This window comes from Aeromonas sp. 602396, assembly GCF_049173735.1.
In the GTDB taxonomy this organism is placed as follows: domain Bacteria; phylum Pseudomonadota; class Gammaproteobacteria; order Enterobacterales; family Aeromonadaceae; genus Aeromonas; species Aeromonas veronii_A.
On sequence record NZ_JAAKSD010000008.1, the window covers coordinates 100,674 to 116,218 of the forward strand.

Here is a 15,545-nt window from a genome sequence, read left to right on the forward strand (position 1 = left end):
TTAGCGTCCTTGTTGATCCGGATTCAGGTGACGGGCCAGCGCCCTCGAACAGGCTGACAGCGTCAGGGTTAACAGCAAATAGAGGGCAGCTACGGTAAACCACACCTCAAAGGTCAGAAACGTATCGGCAACCAGAGTACGCCCTTCGTTGGTCAGATCGAAGATGGCGATCACACTCACCAGCGCCGAATGTTTGATAAGGGAGACCAGCTCGTTGGTGAGCGGCGGCAAGGTGATGCGCACCAGCTGGGGCAGGATCACCTTGCGCAGGGTGATGGCCCGTGACAAGCCAAGCGACTGGGCTGCCTCCCACTGTCCTTTGGGAATAGCCTGTACACCTGCACGCAGCACTTCGGCGGTGAAGGCCCCCTGATAGAGGGAGAGGCTCAACACGGCGCAGGCAAGGGGGGCCAATCCCAGCATGGGGCCCAGCAAGAAATAGAGAATATAGAGCTGCACCAGCTGGGGCGTGGTGCGCACCAGCGCCAGATAGGCTATGGCGAGCCAGGGGCCGAGCCGGGATGGGAGCAGCCGCAGGCTGACCACGCACACCCCGACCGCCATCGTGCCCAACAGACTGAGCAGCGCCACCTGCAAAGTGACCAGCAGGCCGTTTAGCAGGGGGCCGGCATAAAAGGTTCCCTCGTCCCATTCGCCGAGAAAGGGCAACACCCGCGGCCACTGCCACTCATAGCCCATCTGGCGAGCACCGCTATAGAGCGCCCAGCCGAGCAACACAGAGAGCATCACAGTGCCTGACAACCAGCCGAGCAGGCGGGGGCGATTGAGCCTAGCCATGATAGCTGAGCACCTGTTCGAGGAAGGCCCGGGTGCGCGGGTGCTGGGGGGCGTTGAACAGCTGGGCGGGCGGGGCCGACTCGATGATCTTCCCCTCATCCATAAAGAGCACCCGATCCGCCACCTGACGGGCAAAGCCCATCTCGTGGGTAACGCAGATCAGGGTCATCCCCTCGTCAGCCAGCTCGCGGATCACATCGAGCACTTCGCGGATCATCTCGGGGTCGAGGGCGGAGGTGGGCTCGTCAAACAGCATCAGCTCGGGTTGCATGCAGAGGGAGCGGGCGATGGCGACCCGCTGCTGCTGGCCGCCGGATAGCTGGTGGGGGTACTTGTCAGCCTGTGCCTGAATGCGCACCCGCTCGAGCAGTCCGAGCGCTCGGGCTTTGGCCTCCTCAGGGCGCAACCCCAGGGTATGCACCGGCGCCACCATCAGGTTCTCCAGCACCGTCATATGGGGGAAGAGGTTGAACTGCTGAAACACCATGCCGACCCGACCTTGCAGGCGGCGCAGGTAGGAAGGGGTCACCGGTTCGCCAAACAGGAACAGTTGGCCGTCGTCGATCCCCTCCAGCCCGTTGATGGTGCGGATCAGGGTCGATTTCCCCGAGCCTGACGGGCCACAGATGACCCACTTCTCTCCCCGTTCAATGGTGAGATCGATGTGATGAAGAGCCTGAAAGTCGCCATAGAATTTGTCGACGCCACAAAAGCGCACACAGGGTTGCGAGCTGGTCAAGAAGCGGGTTCCACTGAGAATCATTTACGCCATGGTATTGATTTTATAGGGGGATGACAAAGAAAACCCCCTTGTCAGCATCCTGATGCCTATTCACAATGGCGCCATTTCGTGATGACAGGAGCTTTTCATGCGTATTACATCCTTGCTTGCCGATTCGCAGGTGCAGCTGTTGATGCCGCCAGTGGTGCGCTATCGCTGCGTCATTTTTCTGCTGTTGCTGGTGAGTTGGGGCGTGGTAGCGGCCTCCTTGTGGGATGGTTGGGGCGCCATGGCGCTGCTCAACTGGGTGGGAGTGGTCTTTGGTGGCATCACCGGGATCATGGTGTCGCTGCCCCGCAGCTGGCAGCCATGGCGCCTGGCGGAGCTGGGGTGGGATGAACAGCATATCTATCTGCTTAATGGCAACAAGGACGAAGCGCTGGCACTGCCCCGCAGCCAGCTGGTGGCGCTCGAGCGGGAGCGGCGAGTGGGTCACGACGGCCAGTGGCTCGACTTCAGCCTCGATCTGCAACTGAGTGAAGAGGAGCTGGCGGCGGCCATGGCCTTGCTGGATCTCAAGGCGGGGGAGCTCCATCTGGTTAGCCCGTCTGTCTATCGCTTCGGCTTTAAACGGGCCTGGCACGGTCGCCGGATGTTGGCGCAACGGTTGTCAGATCTGCAATCGGCCTGAGTCGACTATTTTCTCGACAATTCCCGGCAAAGCTCAGATACTGCCAGTGACTCGAATTGATCTTGTCTGCACTGTTAACCCAAGAGATCAATCACTTGACGACAGTGTGGAGAAGGCCACGGCATGAAGCCATGGCAGGTCCGGCATAGGGGTTGTGCCCTTACCGTTATGCTGGGAATTGCATAGAGAAGGCACCTTGAATCGAGAGTGGATGGCATGAAGATTTACGTAGGAAATCTGTCGTACCGGATGACGGCCGACGAACTGAAAACCCTGTTCAGCCAGTTTGGACAGGTCGACAAGGTTGATATCATCATCGACCGCGATACCGGCCAGTCAAAGGGGTTTGGTTTTATTGAAATGCCGGTCAATGGTGATGCCGAAAAGGCCATCGCTGGTCTGCATGGCACAGAAGTCGGTGGCCGTACCATCACCGTCAACCAAGCCAAACCGAAGACAGATGCTCCCCGTGGTCGCCCGCAACAGCGCCACCGCTAAGGTGCCTCGGCAATAAAAAAACGGCATGGGTTTCCCCCATGCCGTTTTTGTTTCTGGACGTTTTGCTGTTATCAGGGGACGTCGTAACCGAGCGCCGCCTTGCGGATGCGGAACCACTGCTGGCGATTGAGGACGATGGATTCGGTGGCCACGGCGGCAGCAATCCGCTCTCGTTTGCCGGAGCCAATCAATGGCAGCGGCTGGCTTGGCAGCATCATTACCCAGGCGTAGACCACCTGCTCGATAGTCTGGGCGCCCACTTCCTGACGGACCTGCTCCAGTTCGGCACGCAGCGGGGCATAGGCCTCATCGCTGAACAGTCGGCCGCCGCCGAGACATGACCAGGCCATCGGCTTGATGCCAAGCTGCTGGCACTGATCCAGGGTACCATCGAGGGTCCCTTCCTGATGAAGCGGCGAGATCTCCAGCTGGTTGGTGACCAGCGGGAAGGGGAGGCGCGATTGCAGCAGCTCGAACTGCCGGGCGGTGAAGTTGGATACCCCGGCGTGCTTGATCTTGCCCGCCTGTTTCAGGGTGATAAAGGCGTCGGCCACTTCATCTGCGTTCATCAGGGGATCCGGGCGGTGGATCAGCAGCAGGTCCAGATGGTCGGTGCCGAGCTTGCGCAGCGAGGCTTCGGCGCTGGCGATGATATGGTCCTTGCCGGTGTTGTAGTGGTTGAGAGCATGCTCCGGCTTGGCGGTGAGGGCGATACCGCACTTGGTGACGATCTCCATCCGGCTGCGCAGGGAAGGTTCGAGGCGCAGGGCGTGACCAAAGGCCTCTTCGCACTGGTAGCCACCATAGATATCGGCGTGATCGATGGTGGTGACCCCCAGATCCAGATGATATTTCATCAGATCGAGCAGAGCGGCCGGAGAGAGCTGCCACTCCATCAGGCGCCAGTAACCCATGATGAGGCGAGAGAAGGTGGGACCTTGCGGATGCAGGGCGACACGGGATACAGACATGGTTGACTCCTTGAAAAACACGATGCGAAAACGATGTGCAACATAGATGACTGCGGGCATCTTGGCCTCATGTGGCTGGCAAAGCAATAATGGGCAGTGGCATGATTCGAACTTTGGTTCTGATCGCTGAGTAGGAGAGAGAGTTGGATGGAAGGATTTGCCGAGCGCTTGCAGAGCCTGATCGGGGAGATGAGCGTGAGCGCGTTTGCCCGCAAGGTGGGGCTCAGTGAAGCGCTGATCCGCAAATATTTGAAGGGAGCCGAGCCTGGCCTGGCGCGGGCCAACCAAATCGCCATGGGGGCCAACTGCTCGCTGGAGTGGCTGGCAACCGGCTGCGGTTATCTCTACCGTCAGGCGGAAGTGGTCGACAGGGAGGCGCTGGCAGCGGCGCAGCTACTGCTGGGCGAGCAGCAACCCGGGGTGGGGCTGCCCGATGAGGAGGCGCTGGTCACCCTGCTCGCCTACTACCAGTTTTTGCGCACCCACAAGAAAGCGGACGGTTTTCTCGACTTGGCGCTGGCGCGGGAGTTTGGCCGCCATCTGGGGGAAGCGTGATGAGGAGCATATTACCCTTTGGTCGTGTCACGGCCGGTTGATTATTCTGATACGCTCTAAGCAAGATAAGTCTCCATGGAATGGGCGATGAGCTACTTGATCCTCGGAAGTGGTGCGCTGGGCTCGGCGCTGGCAAGAGAGCTGATGGCAAGGGGGGAGTCATTCCTGCTGGCCGGGCGCAACTATCCCAAAGGGATCGAGATGGAGGACTTCTTCCCGCTGCCAGATGTCGATGCCATCTCGTTCGATGCCTTGTTTACCCTCTACGATTGCGATCCGCTTCCCACCGTTGTGATCAATACCATCGGCGTGTTGCACGATGTCAGCTTTATGCCGGAGCGGCGGGTCGAAGAGGTGCACCCCAAGTGGCTGTGCGACAGCCTGCTGGCCAATGCCTGGCCAACACTGGCGCTGGCTGCCCGTTTCAGCCGGTTGATGGGCAATGACCATCCGCTGTGGCTCTGCGCCATCTCCGATCTGGCGGGCTCCATCACCGCCAATCTGGAGGGGGGACGTTACAGCTACCGGATGAGCAAAGCGGCCCTCGACATGGGGGTGAAAACCCTGGCCCTTGAGTGGACGCAGCGTTTCCCGCAAGCAGGGGTGGTGGCCGTTGCGCCCGGCTTGATGGACTCCCCGATGAATACCCCCTTTCTGAGCGAGTTGCCCGCGGATCAATTGCTGGATCCTGCCGAGGTGGCGGTGAAACTGCTCAATCTCATCAAGGGGTTATCATTGACTCAATCGGGCCAGCTACTGGATCTGAACGGTCAGCCGCTGCCTTGGTAAATCCCGCCTGCGGGTTCTACGGACGTCTATTGGCTTCACATTCTGCTCATGCGCCCCTTGCCAAGCGAGGGGCGCATGGCTAACGTCACTCTCCTGTTTCAGGAGGGATCTCATGCGCTATATCGATTTACGAAGTGACACCGTCACCCAGCCTACTGACGCCATGCGTCAAGCCATGCTCCACGCCGAAGTCGGTGACGATGTCTATGGTGAAGATCCGGGCGTCAACGCGCTGGAGGCCTTTGGGGCCAGATTGCTGGGCAAACAGGCGGCGCTGTTTGTGCCGTCCGGCACCATGTCCAATCTGTTGGCGGTGATGAGCCACTGTCAGCGCGGTGAGGGGGCCATCCTCGGCAACGCCGCTCACATCTATCGCTATGAAGCGCAGGGGAGTGCCGTGCTGGGCTCCGTAGCCCTGCAACCCTTGCCGATGCAGCGCGATGGCACACTGGCATTCGATGATATCAGGGCTGCGCTGGCCCCTGATGATGCCCACTTCGTCCAGACTCGCCTGATCTGCCTTGAGAACACCCACAACGGCAAGGTGCTGCCGCTCTCCTATCTGCAGGAGATGGGGGCATTCGTTGCCGAGCGCGGCTTGAAGCTTCATCTCGATGGCGCCCGGCTTTTTAACGCCGCCGTGGCCAGCGAGACCCCGGTCGAGGTGATCGCCGCTCCATTTGATAGCATCTCGATTTGTCTCTCCAAGGGGTTGGGCGCACCGGTGGGCTCGCTGCTGGTGGGCAGACACGACTTCATCGCCCGTGCGCGCCGACTGCGCAAGATGCTGGGGGGCGGCATGCGTCAGGCGGGGATTCTGGCGCAAGCCGGTCTGTTTGCCCTCGAGCAGCACGTGACCCGCCTGGCCGATGATCACCGCCGTGCCAAACGGCTGGCCGAAGGGTTGGCTGCACTGCCGGGCATCGAGCTCGACCTCTCGCTGGTGCAGAGCAATATGGTGTTCCTGCGGCTGCGTGAGGGGGAATCAGCCCCTCTGCTCGCTTTTATGAAGGAGAGGGGGATCCTCTTCTCCGGTTACGGCGAGCTGCGGTTGGTGACCCATCTGCAAATCAACGATGACGATATTGAAGAGGTGATCGACGCCTTCACCGAGTATCTCGGGGCGCGTTGAGACGGCTGGTGAGGTAGAGGTTATACCGAGACCTGTTCATACCGAAATAAAAGAGGGCGCCGCGGCGCCCTCTGTTATTTGCTGCAAGCTCAAGCCTGCCGCTGGCCGCTCATCAGCATGGCCTCATCGGTAGCGTCGTAGATCATCACCGCGATGTGGGTCACCTGACCGCCGAAATCGGCCAGTGGCACCAGCGTCAGGTTCTGGAACATATGGGGGGCCGAGCCGGTAATGGGGCGATAGTTGGAGAAACGTAGCAGATAGGGCTTCTGCTCCCAGGTGCTGAAGGCGCGGTTGTTGAGCTTGAAGACCATGTTGGCCTTGCGCTCGAACCAGGCTCTGTCCACATCGGGGAAGAGCTCGAACAGTACGCCATCGCGCACGTCACTGGCCAGTCGGCCGCTGTGGCTCTCCATAAAGCCGTTCCACACCTGTACCTTGTACTCCTTGTCGAGCACTACCAGGCCTACGTCCAGGTTCTGGACTATGTTCATCAGCCAATGAAATTCACGGATTTCCATAGTCACTCCTAGAGCATGTGCATGATTTTGTTGTTCATGGTGGCGATGGAATCTTCGGTAAACAGCAGCAGCAGATCACACTGCACCGCGTAATCCTGGATCCGGTAGTTGATCTCGATGGCGAGCGTGCGGCGCCAGCGACTCTTGTTGGTGTTGATCAGCTCGTTGATGGGTCTGTGCTGGCCGAGCACCACCGGGTGCCCCTGACTGAAGGGGGTGTCGAGCTGGTTGGCGTAGCCGCGTAGGAAGGCGCCGATCAGCACGTTGGCGGTATCCATCAACAGCTCCAGTTCGGCGGTGCGATCCAGCGTCCCCTGATGGTTCATCAGCTTGGCCAAATCTTTGAAGCTGGAGTCATGGAACAGGATCAGCGCTTCACCGGCGATCCCAGCTCCGATAAACCCCTGACAGACGGCGGAGAGGGTATCTGAATCCGCAGCGGCCGAGAGGGCCATATGCAACTCTGATACTTCCAGCACGTTGACGTTGGGGATGGGCAGTACCACGAAGGCGTTGAGCAGACGAGCCAGCAAGTCGGCGGCCTGACCCATGGAGACGTTGGCCAGCTCCTGATAGACATCGCGGATTTCGGGGGTGATCTTGACGCCTGCATCGGCTACCACTCCGTTTGTCTGCTGCTCGGGGGCGCTTGGTTGACCGCTCGGGGTGGCACTCCAGAAATCATGCTTTTTGAGCAGGGCGAGCAGGGTTTCTGGGGCGGCAGGTTTCTTGATGAAATCGAGCGCCCCTAGCCCCATGACCCGTTGATAGGCCTCTGGTTGGATATCCCCGGAGACCACGATCACCTTGTTGCGTAGACCCTCCCGTTGGAGGGTCTCCAGCACGCCGTAACCGTCCATTTCCGGCATGGTCAGATCGAGAAAGATGAGATCCCCATGGCCCATCAGCACCTGTTCGATCCCTTCAAGGCCATTCGCCGCATAGTGCAAATCGACTTTCCAGTCAGCCGGTAGCGCTCGTGCCAGCTGTTTGCGGGCGAACCCGGAGTCATCACATATCAATACATTCATGGCGTTAGGCAGGCTCTGTTGGCAAGGATTGCTATAAGTGTGGCCCGCTAACAGTCAGATGCAATGTGGGAGGTTGTCACCCTGTGAAAATTGGTTATCCCATTGCCGGTTACGATAGCGTGCGGAGTATTTCTCAACAAATTCAGCGAACATCTTAACACGCAACGGGGCGAATTGGTGCTGGCAACACAACATGTAGAAGGGGCGATTGCCGGTCTGCCAGTCGGTCAGTACCGGTACCAGCTGCTCGTCATGGAGGAAGCTGCTCAGATAGTGCAGCGGGGCGTTGACTATCCCCAGATGACGCCGGGCTGCGCGCACGGCGGCCTGAGTCTGGTTGACGGTCAGTTTGGCGCTGCGTTTGATGCAGATATTTTGGCCATCCTTGTCGGTCAGTTGCCAGTGCTGGTGTGGCCAGCAGTAGATGAGATCATGTTCTTCCAGCTGGCTGGGGTGGGAGGGGGTTCCCTTCTTGGTCAGATAGAGTGGCGAGGCAAACAGGCCGTACTCGATATGACCGAGACAGATCGCATTGGGCAGCGACTGGGGCAGCTCACCGTTGAAGAACACCAGATCCCGATCATTGTCGAACAGGTGCTGGTGATCATTGGTCTGGGTGATATCGAACTGTACCTCGGGATAGTGCAGCCCGAATTCGGCCAGCATATCGATGAGGATGGTGTTGGAGAGCGCGATCGGCGCGGCTATCCGGATAAGCCCGGTGATGTCTGCTTCTTTACCCCGGATCTCGCTGGTGGCCTGCTCGATTTGTGCAAGCGGTGTGCAGAGACGCTCGTAGTATCTGAGCCCTTCATCGGTAAGACGGAGTTTACGGGTAGAGCGATGTAGCAGGGAGCAACCCAGTTGCTCTTCCAGCTGGGAAATGCGTCGACTGATGGTGCCTGTTGGCATGCCCAGTGCGGCTGCAGCATGGGAGAATCCTCCCTCTTGCACCACCTTGACGAACAGGTAGAACTCTTCGATGTGCTTCATAAACGCTGTTCTGGGTGTAACAAGGGGGCAACCATAAAAAGAGCCTTATCGCTTGGCAAGGGTAATTCAGCGTTTAATTGATCTGGATTCGATTTCTACTGATACCAGTTTAAATTTTCAATTGTTCTCGAATGAGGATTATTTTCTGCGCCACAGTCATTGTTGCGAGATGTCACCCGTTAGCTCAAGAGAGAGAGGCGACATGGTATGACTACAATACGACCCATCCTCAGGAAAAAAGAGGATCGCGCTGGTCAAGAGCAGTTCTTTTTTTCGGCGATGTGAATGTGATGACAGTCGCATATTCATCATGCCGGTCTGGTGAAGGTAGATATTCGGTTTTGAGGTATTTAAGTTCCTTGTTAAGTCGCTATTTGGGGCCGGTTTTGCTCTTTTTTGTCTGTTTATTCAACGCGCTGGTTAATAAATGAAAGTTTTACGAGGGAAATGCCGGCACTTTTTTTAGTTGACTTTTTTGTCAGTAAATAAGTGTTTGTTGTGAATCGTAAAAATGTTTTTTGAAGTATCCAGAGTGCAATTCTTAGTGCTTGTTTTTGCTGGGAAAAAAAGTTAAAAACGAACGAGGGATTTGTTCTGATTGACAGGAGTATTGGCTGAGTCCTTTTTTCTGTGGCTGGATTGGCTCTCCTGTTGTTGATTTCTGAAATCAGTTATCTGCTTTTGGCCATCGCGAGAAATAGTGGCCGAGAGGTGTTGTCACCTTGCATTCTGCATACGGCGGTTTGCCCATTTGTTTTCCGGTTCACCAGTGACCATCCAGCATGAATGATTTTGACCAGATGAATACGCTTGACGAACGGTTACTGAAGACAATGGATGTTCTGCATACCCCTATCTGGGTATATGACATCGAACATCACCATATTTTCTGGGCAAACCGCGCAGCACTTCCTCTCTGGGAGGCCACCTCCCTTGACGAGCTCTGTTCCAGGGATTTTTCGGCTGATATGGCCACAGCCATAGCGCTGTTGTTGCAACGCTACCTCGGTGATTTTCAGCAGGGGCGAAGTTACAACGAGTGGTGGACTATCTCCCCAAAGGGGGTCAAGAAGCAGATCTATCTACGCCTCTCCGGCATTCAGCTGGCTGGCCGTCTGATGATGATGACCGAGGCGGTGCTCGACTCCGATACCCTCTATCAGGAGTCCTCGCTGGCAACCGGTGATACCCTGGCCTGCCTGTTCGATAGCAATGGCGCGTTCGAAAGCGGCAACTATCACTTCGAGATGTGTTTCGGTCATCGGATCGCCACGCTCTCCCAAGTTTTTTCCGGTAGTGACGACAGTTTTTACCAGAAGCTCTCCCGACTCGATGAAGTAGTGACCGAAGGGGAGTGCCGAACCCTCAAGGGGATGCGCTGGTTCCAGTATCAGTTCCGCTATATCCAGCAAGGAGCACGGATCCTGCTCACCATGCGCGATATTACCGATCGCAAACTCGAGGAGCTGGAGCATCGCCACCTCGCCTGGCATGACTCCCTGACCGGCCTGCTCAACCGTTATGGCTTGATGAAATCTCTCGAGGCCTATTGCGGGCTGGGGGAGCGTTTCGCGCTGGTATTCATGGATCTGGACAACTTCAAGCTGGTCAACGACAACTACGGCCACAAGGCGGGAGACCGCCTGCTGGAGCGGGTTGCCGGTCGCCTCAAACAGATTTGCCCCCGCGATGTTGAGCTGGCCCGTCTTGGCGGGGACGAGTTTACCGCGTTGGTTCCCTTGGGAAACCAGAGCGAACGAGCCCAGGATGTGGCCGATCAGATGCTCTCCCAGATGACCAAGCCGCTGCAACTGAGCGGTCTGCCGGAGGTAACCATCGGCGGCAGTATCGGCATTGCCATCTATCCCGATGATGCGGACGATGGTGATAACCTCATCACCCGCGCCGATATGGCCATGTATCAGGCCAAGCAGATGGGGCGGCTGCGCTGGCAGCGTTTTACCCCCAGCATGCAGCAGACCCTGCAGCGCAAGCTCAATCTCAAGCAGTTTCTGGCCAAGGCTATCGGTCGTCAGGAGCTGAGCCTCTGTTACCAGCCACAGGTCGATGTCGCCAAACGGCGTCTGATCGGTTACGAGGCGCTGCTGCGCTGGTATAACCCGGTGCTTGGCCATGTCTCGCCAGTGGAGTTTATCCCCCTTGCCGAAGAGATGGGGCTGATCCGCGAGATCGGCAGCTGGGTGCTCTCTACCGCGCTTGCCCAAATGGCCAGTTGGAAGAAGCGCCTCCATCACCGGGTGCCAGTCTCCGTCAACCTCTCTGGTTTCCAGCTCTCGTCGGCACTGCCCGGGCAAGTGCGCCAGCAGCTGGAGCTGCACGGGGTGGATGCCTCCCTGTTGACGCTGGAACTGACCGAAACTGTGCTTATGCTGGATATGAAGGGGTGCCTCGATATTCTCGATGACTTGAGTGAACTGGGGATCAAGATTGCCATCGACGATTTTGGTACCGGCTACTCATCCCTTGCCTATCTCAATCGCCTGCCCATCGATACGATCAAGCTGGATCGCTCTTTCGTGGTCGGCCTCAACCTGCCGGTGATCCGGGCGACCGCCGCCATGGCCACCAATCTGGGTTTGGGGATCATGGCAGAAGGGGTGGAGGAGCCTCACGAGCTGGCCGCACTGCAGACCCAGGGGTGCCATGTGTTCCAGGGATATCTGTTCAGCAAGCCGCTGACGGTGGCACAAGTCGAGGCAAGCGGTTTCGTGGTGGAGTGTCAGGTTGGGCGTTATCCACTGTTAGATGCCGTGATGGCAGAGTAACAAGTGTGCGTTAGGCCACAACTTGGAATTTTATTCCGCAATATTTAATCAAAATTAATCATTCTTTTGCGATCGGTCATGAGACGGATTGGCTGGAATTGCTAGCATGCGACCTCGTTTCTAGGGAAAGGAGTATCGCAATAATGAGTCATGCTGCTGTCAATGACCGTCCGGCCAGCCCTCCCAAAGGTTGGCTGAACCGTTTCCTCAATGGCGTCGAGAAAGCCGGGAACAAATTACCCGACCCCGCCATGCTGTTCCTCTACGCCTTGCTGATCGTCTGGGTCGGCTCCTGGGTGTTGTCACAATTCCAGTTTGATCTGGTCAACCCCCGTACCGGGGAGGCGGTAGTGGTCAACAACCTGCTGACCGGTGCCGGTCTGGCCGAGTTTCTCTCCACCATGGTGACCACTTTCACCGGCTTTGCCCCGCTGGGCATCGTGCTGGTGGCCATGCTGGGGGTCGGGGTGGCCGAGCAGTCCGGTTTTATCAATACCGGTCTGAAAAAGTTGCTCAAAGTGACGCCTGCCCGTTTTCTCACTCCCATGCTGATCCTGGTAGCGATCGTCAGCCACACCGCCGCAGATGCGGGTTATGTGCTGGTGATCCCCATCGGTGGCATCATCTTCCACGCTGCCGGACGCCATCCGCTGGCGGGGATCGCCGCTGCCTTTGCCGGTGTCTCCGGCGGTTTTGCCGCCAACTTCCTGCCCTCCGGCGGGGATGCGTTGCTGCAGGGCTTTACCCAGTCCGCCGCTCAGTTGCTCGATCCTGACTATATGGTCAACACCCTTTGCAACATCATCTTTACCGGAGCCTCTTCGCTGCTGATCATCTGCGTCGGCTGGTTCATTACCGAAAAGGTGGTGGAGCCGCGCCTCAAGCATGTGGCGCTTAACGAGGATCTGGAGAGTGCCGACGAGATGGGGCGCTACAGCGCGCAAGAGAGCCGAGCCTTCAACTGGGCCGGGTTTGCCATGCTGGCGGCTATCGTGCTGCTGGCGCTGGCGCTCTCCCCGAACGATTCCCCGCTGCGTGCTGCCGATGGCTCCCTGACCACCTTCGCTGCCCCCGTGATGAAGTCCATAGTGCCGCTCATCTTCCTGCTCTTTATCCTGCCCGGGATTGTCTACGGCTTTGTCGCAGGCAGCTTCAAGAGCGGCAAGGATGTGATCGATGCCATGTCGGCCACCATGAACAAGATGGGCTCCTACATGGTGATGGCTTTCTTCTGCGCGCTCTTCATCAAGGCGTTTGGTGACTCCAATCTGGGCACTCTGCTGGCCCTTTCCGGTGCCGAAGTGCTCCATGCGCTGGCGCTGCCCGGTGAGGTGACTATCGTCGGGATGATCCTGCTCACAGCCAGCGTCAATCTGGTAGTCGGCTCGGCCTCCGCCAAGTGGGCGCTGATCAGCCCGATCCTAGTGCCCATGTTGATGGCGGTGGGGATCTCCCCCGAGCTGACCCAGGCGGCCTATCGGGTCGGGGATTCTGCTTCCAATATCATCACCCCGCTGATGGTCTTCTTCCCGCTGGTGGTGGTCTATTGCCAGCAGTATGTGAAGAGCACCGGGATCGGTACTCTGGTCTCCATGATGCTGCCCTACTCGCTGGCCTTCCTGGTGAGCTGGACGATTTTCCTGCTGCTCTACTGGGCGCTCGGCTTCCCGCTCGGGTTGCAAGCCCCTTACGTCTATCCGGCCCCTTAAGCTGGGTGTGCGAGGGAGCCTTGGGCTCCCTCGTTTTTTTCGCTATGGTGTTACCTCATTTTGGAGGTGCCATGAATCAGACCATCGATCTTATCCTTTCCCATCGCTCCATTCGTCAGTTCACTGCCGAGCCGATCGCCCCGCAGCAGCTGGATGTCATTCTCGCCGCCGCCCAGTCCGCCTCGACCTCGAGCTTTTTGCAGGTGACCAGTATTGTGCGAGTCAGTGAACCCGAGGCGCGTCAGCAGCTGGCCATGCTGGCGGGCAATCAACCCTATGTGGTGCAGGCGGCCGAGTTTCTGGTGTTCTGCGCCGATTACCATCGTCACAGCCAGATCGTGCCCGAGGCCCAGACCGGTTATGCGGAACAGTTGTTGATCGGTGCCATTGACGGCGCCCTGATGGCGCAAAATGCCCTGCTGGCGGCGCAGTCGTTGGGACTGGGCGGGGTCTATATCGGCGGCATTCGCAACCATCCTGCCGAGGTGAGCGAGCTACTGGGCTTGCCCCATCAGGTGATCCCGCTGTTTGGCCTCTGCCTTGGCCACCCTGCCCAGCAGCCGGAGCAGAAACCCCGCCTGCCCAGGGGATTGGTGGTGCATCAGGAGCGCTACCAGCACGAGCTGGATCGCGACCTGCTGGCCCGGTACGATCAGCAGATCGCGGACTACTATCAGGCCCGCAGCAGCAACAACAAACAGCAGACCTGGAGTAGCCAGATCCGCGCCATTCTGGGCAAGGAGTCCCGCCCTTTCATGCTGGGATTCCTGCAATCGCAGGGCTTTAACCTCAAGTAATGGCGCTGATGGGCGATACTATGGGAGTGATGACCACCATGGTCATTTTCCCGTGATCCTGAAATCTTTCCCTGAGACCGGGTATACAGCTTGGCGACAAATCGTGGGCAAGGGGGGATCTACAGGCTACCTTAAGTAGATAAGCTGTTGTAGGATCACGCAATTGGATTGGGACAGGGGTTTGGACATCCTATGATTTTAACTTTGGTATTGCTGTCTATCGGCGCGCTCCTGTTTTTGGTTATCGCCTATAACGTGGTACAGCAATATAAGCAGAAGGCGGAGGCTGAAAAGCGTCACGCCGTTGCCAGACACAAGACGGTAGCCGACGAGACCGAAGAGGTACTGCTGAACGTCAATCTGGTGCCTTTCTCCAAAAACATGGTGTTGCTGTTGCAGCACCGGATCCTTGATGCCTATCGCGCCATCGCCCAGGTGATGCCCAACAACCAGATCAAGCAGCGCATCGCCGATGTGCAGATCCAGATCAAGAACGTGCAGGAAAATTACAGTGCGCAGGATGAGGGGCACTTCAAAACCCCCGAGTCTGATCGTCAGGCGATCCAGATGTTGCAGCTGGTAAAAAAGCTACGTGCCGTACTGCGTGTCGAGCACAACAAGGGCAAAATTGATCCGCAGGGGTTTGCTCAGGAAGATCGTCGTCTCGAGCTGATGCAGCTCAAAATCAACATCTCGAATCTGGTCAAGCGGGCGATGGATGCCCGCATTCAGGGCCAATATGGTACTTGCCGCCAGCTCTATACCAAGGGGTTGTCGGCAATGGCCAGCATTGGCGACAAGGATCCCTATCTGTTGGCTCGTGAAGAGGATATGCGTCAGGGGCTCAAGGAGCTTGAAGAGCTGCAGCAGCAAAACAGCGCGCAGGATCTGCAAAACATCAAGGACAAGGAAGCCGACGAGCTCGATGTCCTGTTTCAACCCAAGAAGAAATGGTAAGCATGTCCCACCCACTCGATTCCACACTGGGGCCAATGGCCCCATTTGTTTCTCAGCTGTTGACCGAACTGGCCGCTGCTGGCGTCACATTTTCCCAGCCAACGGTCGATCACCTCTGTTATCGGGCGGCGACCTTGCAGGAGTACCGCGCGCTGTGTGCTGTATTGGCTGAAGCGGGCTCCTTGCTGGTGGAGGGGATGATCGGCGGTCGCCCGATTGCCACTTATCAGTTGCATCAGCCACTGCTGGCTGGTGAGGTGCAGGTACCCTGTATCGAGCTGGCGGCGCCGAAACCGGGGCGCATCCATCAGGCAGGACTGGAACATATCGAGCTGGTGGTTACTTCACTGCAGGATCTGGTAGCGCGCTATCCCGAGCAGCCATTCAAAACCGGCAATATGCAGGATACCCGCAACCCCGATATCGGCCTGATGTTGCCCTCCGGTCAGATCAAGTTTCACTTACGCTCGCTGGCTGAGGTGATCGCCGAAGAGGTGGCGACCGGTGCTGTGGTCGCGGTGCCTGCGGATTATTTCGATCAGGAGTGATCCTGCGCTCAATGCGGTGCGAGCCTGACAGGCTCTTGAATAACGCAG

General features: G+C 57.8%; 16 protein-coding genes. 10 read left to right on the plus strand and 6 right to left on the minus strand.

What is annotated here, in order from left to right:
- Together G5229_RS11610 and G5229_RS11615 are read right to left on the minus strand one after the other, a co-directional pair.
- Positions 1-798 carry an amino acid ABC transporter permease gene (locus tag G5229_RS11610; RefSeq protein ID WP_257124755.1) on the minus strand — a complete coding sequence of 266 codons (798 nt, stop codon included), beginning with the start codon at positions 796-798 and terminating at the stop codon, positions 1-3.
- Positions 791-1,561, minus strand: coding sequence for an amino acid ABC transporter ATP-binding protein (locus G5229_RS11615; protein ID WP_421209157.1), 771 nt, complete (start codon positions 1,559-1,561; stop codon positions 791-793). Before G5229_RS11615 ends, G5229_RS11610 begins: the two co-directional genes overlap by 8 nt.
- A gap of 106 nt (positions 1,562-1,667) precedes the next feature.
- On the opposite strand from G5229_RS11615, the gene G5229_RS11620 reads away from it, so the two are divergent.
- Together G5229_RS11620 and G5229_RS11625 are read left to right on the plus strand one after the other, a co-directional pair.
- A complete protein-coding gene (locus tag G5229_RS11620) occupies positions 1,668-2,210 on the plus strand; it encodes a hypothetical protein (RefSeq protein ID WP_421209158.1) in 543 nt (180 codons plus the stop codon).
- A 216-nt stretch (positions 2,211-2,426) separates the two neighbouring features.
- Entirely contained in the window at positions 2,427-2,708 is a 282-nt protein-coding gene (locus tag G5229_RS11625; protein WP_005337180.1) for an RNA recognition motif domain-containing protein, read from the plus strand.
- Positions 2,709-2,779: 71 nt separating this feature from the next.
- Here the strand turns inward: G5229_RS11625 and G5229_RS11630 are convergent, their stop codons facing one another.
- Positions 2,780-3,679, minus strand: a complete 900-nt coding sequence (locus G5229_RS11630; protein ID WP_421209159.1) for an aldo/keto reductase — start codon at positions 3,677-3,679, stop codon at positions 2,780-2,782.
- Positions 3,680-3,826: 147 nt separating this feature from the next.
- Here G5229_RS11630 and G5229_RS11635 point away from each other — a divergent pair, with 147 nt between their 5' ends.
- The 3 genes from G5229_RS11635 to ltaE all read left to right on the plus strand — a co-directional run bounded on the left by G5229_RS11635 (position 3,827) and on the right by ltaE (position 6,155).
- Positions 3,827-4,234, plus strand: coding sequence for a helix-turn-helix domain-containing protein (locus tag G5229_RS11635; protein WP_005351138.1), 408 nt, complete (start codon positions 3,827-3,829; stop codon positions 4,232-4,234).
- Between the two features lie 87 nt (positions 4,235-4,321).
- A complete protein-coding gene (locus G5229_RS11640) occupies positions 4,322-5,023 on the plus strand; it encodes a short-chain dehydrogenase (RefSeq protein ID WP_216953382.1) in 702 nt (233 codons plus the stop codon).
- A 112-nt stretch (positions 5,024-5,135) separates the two neighbouring features.
- On the plus strand, positions 5,136-6,155 hold the full coding sequence (ltaE, locus tag G5229_RS11645; RefSeq protein ID WP_216953383.1) for a low-specificity L-threonine aldolase: 1,020 nt from the start codon (positions 5,136-5,138) through the stop codon (positions 6,153-6,155).
- Positions 6,156-6,244: 89 nt separating this feature from the next.
- On the opposite strand, the gene G5229_RS11650 is transcribed toward ltaE, so the two are convergent.
- Genes G5229_RS11650 through G5229_RS11660 form a run of 3 tightly spaced genes read right to left on the minus strand, consistent with a single transcriptional unit; the run spans position 6,245 to position 8,700 of the window.
- Positions 6,245-6,676 (minus strand): PAS domain-containing protein, encoded by a 432-nt coding sequence (locus tag G5229_RS11650; RefSeq protein ID WP_005337175.1) that lies wholly within the window; start codon positions 6,674-6,676, stop codon positions 6,245-6,247.
- Positions 6,677-6,684: 8 nt separating this feature from the next.
- A complete protein-coding gene (locus tag G5229_RS11655) occupies positions 6,685-7,707 on the minus strand; it encodes a response regulator (protein WP_421209160.1) in 1,023 nt (340 codons plus the stop codon).
- A 54-nt stretch (positions 7,708-7,761) separates the two neighbouring features.
- Positions 7,762-8,700, minus strand: coding sequence for a LysR family transcriptional regulator (locus G5229_RS11660; RefSeq protein ID WP_216978986.1), 939 nt, complete (start codon positions 8,698-8,700; stop codon positions 7,762-7,764).
- 833 nt (positions 8,701-9,533) lie between these two features.
- On the opposite strand from G5229_RS11660, the gene G5229_RS11665 reads away from it, so the two are divergent.
- The 5 genes from G5229_RS11665 to G5229_RS11685 all read left to right on the plus strand — a co-directional run bounded on the left by G5229_RS11665 (position 9,534) and on the right by G5229_RS11685 (position 15,497).
- Entirely contained in the window at positions 9,534-11,486 is a 1,953-nt protein-coding gene (locus G5229_RS11665; RefSeq protein WP_421172599.1) for a putative bifunctional diguanylate cyclase/phosphodiesterase, read from the plus strand.
- 143 nt (positions 11,487-11,629) lie between these two features.
- On the plus strand, positions 11,630-13,195 hold the full coding sequence (locus G5229_RS11670; protein WP_216978984.1) for an AbgT family transporter: 1,566 nt from the start codon (positions 11,630-11,632) through the stop codon (positions 13,193-13,195).
- A 71-nt stretch (positions 13,196-13,266) separates the two neighbouring features.
- Positions 13,267-13,992: an oxygen-insensitive NADPH nitroreductase gene (nfsA, locus tag G5229_RS11675; protein ID WP_216978983.1), complete on the plus strand. Its 726-nt coding sequence runs from the start codon at positions 13,267-13,269 to the stop codon at positions 13,990-13,992.
- A 192-nt stretch (positions 13,993-14,184) separates the two neighbouring features.
- A complete protein-coding gene (locus G5229_RS11680) occupies positions 14,185-14,949 on the plus strand; it encodes a DNA repair protein (protein WP_216953387.1) in 765 nt (254 codons plus the stop codon).
- Positions 14,943-15,497 carry a VOC family protein gene (locus G5229_RS11685; protein WP_031227877.1) on the plus strand — a complete coding sequence of 185 codons (555 nt, stop codon included), beginning with the start codon at positions 14,943-14,945 and terminating at the stop codon, positions 15,495-15,497. Before G5229_RS11680 ends, G5229_RS11685 begins: the two co-directional genes overlap by 7 nt.
- Positions 15,498-15,545 lie beyond the last annotated feature (48 nt).